The sequence below is a fragment of the Nocardia sp. NPDC047038 genome (genome assembly GCF_040644075.1).
GTDB lineage: Bacteria > Actinomycetota > Actinomycetes > Mycobacteriales > Mycobacteriaceae > Nocardia > Nocardia sichangensis.
This window is the reverse complement of record NZ_JBEYVQ010000020.1, coordinates 91,916-101,965: the sequence shown is the minus strand read 5'-3', so window position 1 is coordinate 101,965 and position 10,050 is coordinate 91,916. Positions and strand designations below refer to the sequence as shown.

Annotated in this window: 10 protein-coding genes; 5 read left to right on the top strand and 5 right to left on the bottom strand. The window is 68.9% G+C overall.

Going from position 1 to position 10,050, the window contains the following annotated elements:
* Positions 1-99: 99 nt before the first annotated feature.
* On the bottom strand, positions 100-981 hold the full coding sequence (locus ABZ824_RS35185) for a helix-turn-helix domain-containing protein (protein WP_356968642.1): 882 nt from the start codon (positions 979-981) through the stop codon (positions 100-102).
* Positions 982-1,079: 98 nt separating this feature from the next.
* Between ABZ824_RS35185 and ABZ824_RS35180 the strand changes: the two genes are divergently transcribed.
* Together ABZ824_RS35180 and ABZ824_RS35175 are read left to right on the top strand one after the other, a co-directional pair.
* Positions 1,080-1,871 carry an SDR family oxidoreductase gene (locus tag ABZ824_RS35180; protein ID WP_356968640.1) on the top strand — a complete coding sequence of 264 codons (792 nt, stop codon included), beginning with the start codon at positions 1,080-1,082 and terminating at the stop codon, positions 1,869-1,871.
* Position 1,872: 1 nt separating this feature from the next.
* A complete protein-coding gene (locus ABZ824_RS35175; RefSeq protein WP_356968638.1) occupies positions 1,873-2,946 on the top strand; it encodes a diacylglycerol kinase in 1,074 nt (357 codons plus the stop codon).
* 641 nt (positions 2,947-3,587) lie between these two features.
* Here ABZ824_RS35175 and ABZ824_RS35170 read toward each other — a convergent pair.
* The gene (locus tag ABZ824_RS35170; RefSeq protein WP_356968636.1) at positions 3,588-4,640 is read right to left on the bottom strand and encodes an aminotransferase class V-fold PLP-dependent enzyme; all 1,053 of its coding nucleotides are present in this window, start codon (positions 4,638-4,640) and stop codon (positions 3,588-3,590) included.
* A gap of 73 nt (positions 4,641-4,713) precedes the next feature.
* Entirely contained in the window at positions 4,714-5,190 is a 477-nt protein-coding gene (locus ABZ824_RS35165) for a nuclear transport factor 2 family protein (RefSeq protein ID WP_356968634.1), read from the bottom strand.
* Between the two features lie 251 nt (positions 5,191-5,441).
* Here ABZ824_RS35165 and ABZ824_RS35160 point away from each other — a divergent pair, with 251 nt between their 5' ends.
* From ABZ824_RS35160 to ABZ824_RS35150, 3 genes are all read left to right on the top strand, one after another.
* Entirely contained in the window at positions 5,442-5,702 is a 261-nt protein-coding gene (locus tag ABZ824_RS35160; protein ID WP_356968632.1) for a three-helix bundle dimerization domain-containing protein, read from the top strand.
* Between the two features lie 142 nt (positions 5,703-5,844).
* Positions 5,845-6,582, top strand: a complete 738-nt coding sequence (locus ABZ824_RS35155; protein ID WP_356968630.1) for an IclR family transcriptional regulator — start codon at positions 5,845-5,847, stop codon at positions 6,580-6,582.
* Positions 6,583-6,808: 226 nt separating this feature from the next.
* Positions 6,809-7,675 (top strand): expansin EXLX1 family cellulose-binding protein, encoded by an 867-nt coding sequence (locus tag ABZ824_RS35150; protein WP_356968628.1) that lies wholly within the window; start codon positions 6,809-6,811, stop codon positions 7,673-7,675.
* Positions 7,676-7,678: 3 nt separating this feature from the next.
* Here the strand turns inward: ABZ824_RS35150 and ABZ824_RS35145 are convergent, their stop codons facing one another.
* Together ABZ824_RS35145 and ABZ824_RS35140 are read right to left on the bottom strand one after the other, a co-directional pair.
* Positions 7,679-9,358 carry an FAD-binding dehydrogenase gene (locus ABZ824_RS35145; RefSeq protein WP_356968626.1) on the bottom strand — a complete coding sequence of 560 codons (1,680 nt, stop codon included), beginning with the start codon at positions 9,356-9,358 and terminating at the stop codon, positions 7,679-7,681.
* Complete coding sequence (locus tag ABZ824_RS35140) at positions 9,355-9,993, bottom strand: TetR family transcriptional regulator (protein ID WP_356968624.1); 639 nt, start codon at positions 9,991-9,993, stop codon at positions 9,355-9,357. The genes ABZ824_RS35145 and ABZ824_RS35140 overlap by 4 nt, the downstream gene beginning before the upstream one ends.
* Positions 9,994-10,050: the final 57 nt, after the last annotated feature.

Below are 10,050 nucleotides of genomic sequence, written 5' to 3'. Positions count from 1 at the left end.
TGCACTCGACAGGGTGTGGGAGAGTAGGACACCGCCGGAACATCCTTTCACGAAAGGCCCTCGACACCGTCGAGGGCCTTTCGTCGTTCATGCGGAGAATTACTTTCCATGCCGACCGGCGGTGAGCGCGTTCGTCAATTCGGCTGCCGCGCTGCGGGTCGCATCGACGAATTCATCGCGTTCCACGCGCGTCGTCGCCACCTGCAATGGCCCCAGCTGAACTTCGTAGGCCGCGGTGCCGCTCGCATCGAAAACCGGGGCCGCGAGATAACTCAGCGGCAATATCTCATCCGAATCCAGCTCCGCCCGCGTGAAAGGCCGGGACGTGAGCGCGGCGAGCTGGCGTAGCGCGCGAGTACGCAGATGCGGTCGCAGCAATTCGGATCCGACCGCGCCGAGCAGATCGGCGAGCAGGTCGACCAGGCCCGCGTCGTCGGCGCGCGGCCGGAACACCGCGACCCCGCGTTCACGCACCAGTGCCAGCAGCGCGCCGACGATGCGTTGATCCGCCTCGTCGGCGGTGTTCAGCCACGTATTCTGCTCCTTTGCCGGACGCCACGGCATCACACTCGCGCCGGCCGGGAATTGGAGCGGAATGCGATGTCCCACTGGGATTCCCGGCACCACCCGGTCGACGCCGTGCCGGACGTCGAGCACGGTGAGCTGGTCCGGCTCGATGCGGCTGAACGTGGCGCCATAGCCGGTCCGGGCAGCGAGACCGGCGAGGAGCTCGCCCACGTCCTGTGGAAGCGCGGCGCCGTGCAATCCCACCAGCGCCGGGCCGATGCCGTAACCACGAGCCGGGTCGCGCACGACCCAACCGGCCGCGTCCAACTCGACCAGGATTGCGGTCGCGGTCGCGCGCGCGATGCCCAGCCGTTCGGCGATGCCCGCGACGCTGATCGGCTCCCCGGAGGTCGCCAGTAGCGACACGATGTCGACGACGCGCCGCGTGGGCGGCGACGCAGATCGGTCCGGCATGATGGCAACCCCTTGTCCCGGCTCGGTGAGCGACTTACGATGACGAATATTAGATCACATGCTGTCGAATATTCGTCAGTCGGCGCTTAGGAGCGTGAATGATTCTGGAACGGTTCCGAATCGATGATCAGGTCGCGATAGTCACCGGCGCAGGACGTGGCCTGGGCGCGGCTATAGCGGTCGCGTTCGCGGAGGCGGGTGCGAATGTCGTCATCGCCGCACGAACCAAAAGCCAGCTCGATGAGGTAGCCGAGCGGGTTTCCGCCACCGGGCGACAGGCCCACGTGGTGCCCGCAGATCTGAGCGACGCCGAGGCCACAGCGGCACTCGCCGAAGCCGCGGTCGAACGCTTCGGGCGATTGGACATCGTGGTGAACAACGTGGGCGGCGCACTGCCGTGCCCGCTGCTGGACACGACGCCGCAGGCGCTGCGGGACGCGTTCGACTTCAATGTCTCGAACGCGCACGCCTTGGTACGCGCCGCGGTGCCGCGCATACTCGAAACAGCGGGCGGCGGCTCGATTCTCAACATCACGTCCACGATGGGGCGGCTTCCCGGACGTGCGTTCGCGGCATACGGCACCGCCAAGGCGGCTCTGGCCCATTACACCAAGCTCGCCGCTCTCGACCTCAATCCGCGTATCCGGGTCAACGCCATCGCGCCGGGCTCGATCCTGACCTCCGCACTGGAGGTCGTCGCCGGAAACGACGCCATGCGTACCGAATTGGAGTCGAAGACACCGCTGCATCGCATCGGCGAACCGGAGGACATCGCAGCGGCCGCGCTATACCTGGTGTCCCCTGCGGGGAAGTATCTCACCGGCAAGATTCTCGAGCCCGACGGCGGTTTGATCGTTCCCAACCTCGACCTTCCGATCCCGGACCTGTGACATGACATATCGCGTAGTGCAATGGGGCACCGGCAATGTGGGCAAGCATGCCTTGGCCGGCGTAATCGCCCATCCTGAACTGGAATTGACCGGCGTGTGGGTGTCCGGTGCCAAGAGCGGAGCGGACGCGGGGACGCTCGCGGGGCTCGATCAGCCCGTCGGCGTCGCCGCGACGACCGACGCGGAGGCATTGCTCGCGTCGCGTCCGGACTGCGTCGTCTACTGCTGCATGACCGACAACCGGCTGTTCGAAGCCGTACAGGATCTGCAACGCATCCTGGCCGCCGGGATCAATGTCGTCGCGTGCGCACCCGTGTTCTTCCAGTACCCCTACGGCGTGCTGCCCGACGAGTTGCTGAAGCCGGTGCAGGAGGCGGCCGCGCAGGGCAATTCGTCGCTGTGGGTGAACGGCATCGACCCCGGTTTCGCCAACGACCTGCTGCCGCTCGCGCTCGCGGGGACCTGTCTGCGCATCGATCAGCTGCGCTGTCTGGAGATCGTGGACTACGCCAGCTACGACAACCGCGCGGTCATGTTCGACATCATGGGCTTCGGCAAGCCACTCGACGAGATCCCCATGCTGTTGCAGCCCGGCGTGCTGTCGCTCGCCTGGGGCAGCACGGTTCGCCAGCTCGCGGCCGGGATCGGGGTCACCCTCGACGCCGTCACGCAATCCTACGAGCGGATCGCGGCGCCGGAGTCGTTCGACATCGCGACCGGGCACATCGCCGAAGGAACCGCGGCGGCACTGCGTTTCGAAGTGCGGGGCATGGTCGGAGATGTGCCCGTCACGGTCCTCGAGCACGTGACCAGGCTGCGCCCCGACCTGTGTCCGGACTGGCCCCAACCGGCGGACCCGGAGGGCTCCTACCGGGTCGAGATCACCGGCGAGCCCAATTACGCGTTGGACTTGGTGACCTCGAGCCGCAACGGGGATCACAACTACGCGACCGTGCTGGCGACCGGCCTGCGCATCGTCAATGCGATTCCAGCCGTGGTCGCGGCGCCCGCCGGAATTCTCACCGCGCTCGATCTCCCGCTGATCACCGCTCCCGCGCAGCGTCCCGGTCGCTGACCCACCACCCGGCCCACGGTACGCGGAGGTAGGAGGTAGAAGGCCTGCGGAGCTACAGGCCGATCGCACGGCGGCCCCGGCCGAGGCAATTCGGCGTACCGCGCGGACTGTGCGCGGTCGAGGTCATCGATGAGCTGCGGCTTGCCGACCGACCGGGCGACCGGCCTACCGACCGACCGGCTGCACGGCGTGCCGGTCGGTCGGCGACAGCGTGTCACGCTATTGGCCCCGCCCGGTCGTGTGACCGGCTCGGTAGCACGCGGAGCTACCCGGCCCGCAGGCGACAGTGCCCCGTCGTCGCGAACTCGGACGCAAACAGCCGACCGGAAGTGTTGGCGCTGTTGCTCGGCCACGCTTCGGGCTCGCCCGTTTCGACCGGTCGGGCAGGTAGGCGACCTGCAGTGGGGACTACCGGGCTCGCAGCGCGGACAGTGCCCGCTCGATGTCGTCGGCGCGGTTGCTCGGCCAACACTTCGGGCTCGCCCGTTTCGACTGGTCGGGCAGGTAGGCGACCTGCAGTGGGGACTACCGGGCTCGCAGCGCGGACAGTGCCCGCTCGATGTCGTCGGCGCTGTTGCTCGGCCAGCACTTCGGGCTCGCCCGTTTCGACTGGTCGGGCAGGTAGGCGGCCGCGGCGGGGACTACCCGGCTCGCAGCGCGGACAGTGCCCGCTCGATGTCGTCGGCGCTGTTGTAGAGGTGGAAGGCGAATCGCAAGCCGCCGCCTCGCGCTGAGGCGACCACCTCGGCCTGCTCGAGCCGGGCCGCGAGGTCGCCCGCGCCAGGGACGGAGACGATCGGCGAGGGCGCCTCGACGGGCTCGAAACCCAGTTCGCGCAGTCCGGCACGGAAATGGCCGGCGAGTTCGAGGTCGTGCGCGCCGATCTTGTCGACGGTGAGTTCCTCGATCAGCGACAGTCCCGCCAGCGCCGCCACGACGCCGAGCCAATCGGGCGTCGTGTCGAATCGCCGTGCCGTCGCGGGCAGCGCGGCCGGGCGGTACAGCTCCGCCCAGCGGTCCTCGGCGGCGTACCAACTCGAGCCGATCGGACGCAGCTGCGGGACGAACTCGGGCGGCGTGGCGAGGAACGCGACGCTGCGCGCGCCGATCAGCCATTTGAAGCTGGCGCAGACCCAGTAGTCCGCGTCGGCGAAGCGCAGCGGCAGCCAGCCCGCGGCCTGGGTGGCGTCCACGAGCAAACGCGCGTTGTTGGCCCGGGTGACCGCGCGCAGCTCGGGGAGATCGGCGACGCGGCCGTCCGCGGATTGGACCACGCTCACCGCCACCAACTCCGTCTCCGGACGGACCTGCGCGGCCAGCTCCGCCAAAGGGACGAAGCGCACGACGAGATCGTCCCGATACACGAAAGGCATCGAGACCGAGGCGAATTCGCCTTCCGGCAGGAGGACCTCCGCGCCCGGTGGCAGTGCGGCGGCCACGGGTGCGATCAGGCCCGCGACACCGCTGCCGAGCGCTATGTCATCGGCGGTGGCACCATCGAGCAGCCGGGCGAAGCCCGCGCGCAGGTCGGGTACCAGGAGGTCCACTTGGGATGTCGGGCCACTGCGGCCGGTGGCCCAGCTCGTGCTCGCCTCGCGCACCGCGGTCAGGGCGCGGGCGGACGGCAGACCGAAGGAGGCGGTGTTCAGGTAGGTGATCTCGGGAGTGAACTCGTCAGGCGCTAGCGAGGGCATGTTCGCAGCATCCGCCGGGCGGCGCGGGACCGTCCAGCGCCACCGGGCGGATAGTGGACCGTTTTCCCGCCCGTCACTTACCGGGCGCCCACATGTTGGACAGCAACTGGAAGCTGGGTGTGTCCGACAGCGACTGCATGGATTCGTAGATGCGCCGGTAGGCCGTGGAGGCGATGCGCCAGTTGCCGTCGTCGTCGCGGCGGTAGGTGTCGGTGTAGTAGCCGGCTCCCCGGATCAGCACCCCGTACTCGGTGGCGAGCACGGTGTCCTCGAAGGCCCAGGATCCCGTGGCCGTCGCGCCGTCGACGCCGATCTCCGGGTGGTTGGCGATGTGGACGGTGACCACCGAGGGGCCGAGATTCTCCCGCATGAACGCGGTGATGGCGTCACGTCCGTCGAGGTTCAGCGGCTCGCCCATGGCGTGGGTGCCGTAGCGCCCTTTCGCGTCGACCGCGAGGGTGTCGGCGAACTCGTCCCACTCTTTGAGGTCGAGGGCACGGAAGTAGCGGTATTTCAACTGGCGGACGGCTTCGATGGCGTCGAGATCCATCTGTCGAGCCTGGCACGCGCAGCCCCCGCAGACAAGAACGTGTTCTATTTTGGTGCGAGTCGGCGTCGCGAAGGGACGGATCGAGATCCGCGAGGATCAACCGTGTCGTCCGGAGCGGAGGCCGGATCGGGGACCTCGGCCGCAGGCGAGGGTGTCGAACCGACCGGGGGCGGGTACCCATATGACGGGCGTTATCGTGCGCCACGACAGCGTCCTGGGTACCGATCCGTCACGACCAGGGGAATCTTGCGATGACCGACCGCCATGCCACCCACGACTCGAACCAGCAGATCCCTCTCGACCAAGAACTCGCCCTCGAGGCGGCCGCGCGGCGCTTGGAGAACGAATTCGACGGCGTCGCCAGCGAAGCCGCGATCGAGGACCATCTCCAGGCCTCCTACGACCATGTCGCACACCACGCCACCATCTTCAACTTCCTGCCCCTGCTGGCCGAGCGGTACACCCGCGAGTGGCTTTTCGCCCTCGAGGATTCCGCGCACGGGTCCGCTTAGCGGCCTCTAAGCTCTACGCGAGCACGCGTGGAGGTTGGCAATGACGGTCGAGGTGATGACCGATTCCGAGACGGGGGATTTGCCGACCGGATCCGGACAGGCAGCACGACCGAGCCAGCCCCCGGCATCGATGATCGAGCGGATGACGTTGATATTGGAGGCGTTCGACGGCGCGACGCCGACGCTCACCCTCGTCGAACTGGCCGAGCGCACCGGACTGCCGCGCTCTACCGTGCATCGCATCCTCGACCAGCTGATCCGGCTGCGCTGGCTGGCGCACGCGCCCGGCGGCTATCGGCTCGGCTTGCGCACTCTGGAGTTGGGTGGCCTGGCCGCCGACCAAAACGAGATCCGCGATGTGGTGAGCCCACTGCTGCACGACGTCTGCCAGCAGACCGGAATGGTGGGCCATCTCGGCGTTCTGGACGGGCGCGATGTGCTGTACCTGGACAAGATCGGCGGCCGGATCGCCGCCGGCGTGCCCACCCGGCTCGGCGGCCGGATGCCCGCGCACAGCACCGCGCTCGGCAAGGCGCTGCTGGCGACGCTGGACCCGAGCATCGTGGAGGCGTCCTTCCGGGATCGCCTGCCGCAACTGACCGCTCGCACCCTCGCCGACCGCGCCGAACTGCATCGCGAACTCGGCCGCATCCGCAACCGTCAGGGTGTCGCCGTCGACAACGAGGAGTCCGTGCCCGGAATCACGTGCGTGGCAGTGCCGATTCGCGGTCGCGGCGCGGCGGTGGCCGCGGTGTCGCTGTCGGGCCTGATCGGTGCCGACGCGGTGGCGCCGGACACCGCGCGGCTGGCCATGGCGCTGGCCGAGATCGCCCGTGAGGCGGGGCGAACCCTGTGTCCTCGGCACGCGCGTAGGCTCTAGCTGCACCGCGCGGCCCGGCATCGGTGCGCCCGGCTCCGCCGGATCATTTCCGATCGGCCGTGGCCGTCCCCGGGCGGAATGGCCGAAATTAGCGGTGCGCTTGCTGAATTGCCCGCCTTTCACTGTGAAGAATTTTCGTTCGCTGTGCGCGCGAGCGGCCGGGCTGCTTTCCTGGTGAAGTCAGGATGGACAGTCCGCGAGGAGCCGAGCCGGAGTCGGGGAAGCGATGCACCGGGTACCGATCCAAGAGCGGCCATTCCGTTCCGAATGGCTATGGTTTGCGGCGGGCGCGCTGGCCACCGTCGCGGTGGTCGTCTGGCTGGTGCGGCCGTCGGCGCCGACCTGCGCCGCGGCGCATCCGCTCGACGAGGTGTCCTCGCCGTCCCGATTTCCCGTGTCCGCCGTGACTTTCGCGCCGATCGGGCCGGACATGTCCGCCGAGGTGCGCTACTACGTCTTCGGCACGCGGACATCGTGTTCCTTCCGCGAGCTGCCGCCGGACGGCTACTATGCCGGGCTTTCGACCCGCGACTACGGGCGCGCCGATCTCTGCGGGGCATTGCTGGACATCGCGGGCCCACGGGGGTCGGTCCGCGCGCTGGTGGTCGACCACTGCCCGGCATGCGCTCCGGGACAATTGGATCTCAGCGCTGCGGCGTTCGAGCGGATCGCCGATCCCCGCGACGGAGTGGCGCGGGTCGGCTACCGTCTGGTCCGCGATCCGCAACCGGCGCAGGAGCTGACCTACGAGGTGAAGCCGGATTCGTCCGCGTCCTGGTTCGGCATCCTGTTCGGCGGCACCGGAAACCCATTGCGCGAGGCGGCTGTTCGTCCGGCGGAGGGTGGGCCGTGGCGACAGCTCAGCCGACGGGCCGACAACTACTGGACCCTTTCCGGCGCCGGGCTGGGCCCGTTCACCGCGCGCGTGACGGACGTCTTCGGCAACGAGGCCGAGATCACCGATGTGCGGGTGGAACCGGGGCGATACTCGGCGGGCACCCGGCTCTATTCCGGCGCGCCGTCGTTCACGTCGTCGCCGTCGCTGGCGACCGCGACAGGGCCCGTCACGGTCGCGTCCGGCTGTCGACGGTAGCGCTCAGGTGAGCCTCGCGGCCAGCGCACGCCCAGCGGCCCGGCCGGAGAAGATGCACCCGCCGAGGAAGGTGCCCTCGAGCGCGTTGTAGCCGTGCACACCGCCGCCGCCGAATCCGGCGACCTCACCCGCGGCGTACAGACCCGGGAACGCCGTGCCGTCCGGCCTGATCACCTGGGAACTCAGGTCGGTCTGCAGACCGCCCAAGGTCTTCCGGGTGAGGATGTTGAGCCGGACGGCGATCAGCGGGCCCGCGGCGGGATCGAGGATCCGGTGGGGTTTGGCGACCCGGCCCGCCTTGTCGCCGAAGTAGCGGCGCGCGTTGGCGATCGCCATCAGCTGGCTGTCCTTGCCGTACTTGTTCGCCAGTTCCCGGTCGCGCGCGACGATCTGGCGTTCCAGGTCGTCGTAATCCAACTGGGGGCCGCGCGCGATCTTGTTCATGCCCTCGACCAGCTCGCGCAGCGTGTCTGCGACGACGAAATCGACGCCGTGCTGCTTGAACGCCTCGACCGGGCCCGGCGCGCCCTTGGCCACGCGGCTCTTCAAAGTGAGTTTGAGGTCCTTGCCGGTGATGTCCGGGTTCTGCTCGGAGCCCGACAGCGCGAACTCCTTCTCGATGATCGACTGGGTGAGCACGAACCAGGAGTAGTCGTAGCCGGTCTTCAGGATCGCCTTCATCGTCGTGTTCGTATCGAATCCGGGGAAACACGGTGCGGGCAGCCGCTTTCCGTTGGCGTCGAACCACAGCGAGGACGGCCCCGGAATGATCCGGATGGCGTGGTCGGGCCAGATCGGATCCCAGTTGACGATGCCCTCGGTGTAATGCCACATGCGGTCGCGGTTGACGATGGCGCCGCCCGCTGTCTCGGTGATGGCCAGCATTCGGCCGTCGACGTGCGCGGGCACGCCGGAGATCATGGTCTCCGGGCACGGGCCCAGTCGTTCGGTGGGCCAGTTGCGCCGGATCAGCTCGTGGTTGTGGCCGATCCCGCCGGAAGCCACGATCACGGCCTTGGCGCGCAGTTCGAACCCGCCGACTTCGGTGCGGGACGAGGCGCGACCGCGCTCCAGATCGGTGTCCTCGAGCACGGCGCCACGCACACCGACCACCGCGCCGTCCTCCACGATCAATTCGTCCACCCGGTGACGGAAGCCGAAGCGGACCAGCCCGCGCCGCTCGCCTTCGAGCACGGGCTCGGCGAAGACCCGGACCACCTCGGGGCCCGTGCCCCAGGTGAGGTGGAAGCGCGGCACCGAGTTGCCGTGCCCGTCAGCGGTAGCGCCGCCGCGTTCGGCCCAGCCGACCAGCGGCGTCACGCGCAGGCCGAGGTCGCGCAGGTAGTCCCGCTTCTCGGTGGCCGCGAACCGTACGTACGCCTGCGCCCACTGCCGGGCCCATTTGTCCTCGTCGTCGCGGTCGAAGCCGGCCGAGCCGAGCCAGTCCTGCAGAGCGAGATCGTAGGAGTCCTCGATGCCGAGACGCCGCTGCTCTGGGCTGTCGACGAAGAAGAGCCCGCCCAGCGACCAGAACGCCTGGCCGCCGAGGTTGTTGCGGTTCTCCTGATCGAGCACGTGCACCGTGCGACCGGCCTTGACCAGTTCGTGCGTGGCGACCAGGCCGGCCAGCCCGGCGCCGACGACGAGGACGTCCGCCTCGGGGCTGCTGTGGGACATGTTCATCCTTCGGTTGCGGTGCTGTAGGCCAGCACGACGTGGTGGAAGAGTTCGGTGCGGCGCTCGCGCACGGCGCGGCTGTCCGGCTCCATCAGTACCTGCACGCTGGTGCCGTCGTGGACGGCGATGAGCGCTTGCCCGAATGCCTCCGGATCGGGCACGGTGCGGCCGCTGCGGGCGAGCGCCGCGACGATCGTGGGCATGAGCGCCGCGACGATGGCCTCCTCACGAGCGGCCATCACCCGGCGCAGCGCGGGGGTGCGCAGGGCGTGCGCGGTGAATTCGGCGGTGATCCGGTACCAGCCCTCGTCGACCGGGACCGCCCGTTCCAGTCGCTGGACGGCGGCGCGTACGTCATCGGTGCCCTCGGCCGCGATCTCGTCCAGGATGGCGCTCGCCTCGGTGAGCATCGCCGTGGAGCGCTGCTCCCACATGGCCAGGAAGAGCTCGTCCAGCGAGCTGAAGTTCGAGTAGAACGCCCCGCGGGTGAATCCGGCGCGCTCGCAGACCCGCTCCACGGTGGCGCGGCCGAAACCCTCCTCGGCGAACGCCTCGTAGGCGGCGGTCAGCAGCCGGTTCCTGGTTTCGGCGCGGCGGCGGGTGACCCGGGCGGGCGCGGCCTGCGCGGCATCGGACGTCATCGGGCACCTCCTCGGTCGAGGCGTTGGATACAGGAATGTACTCGATACAGAAACGTA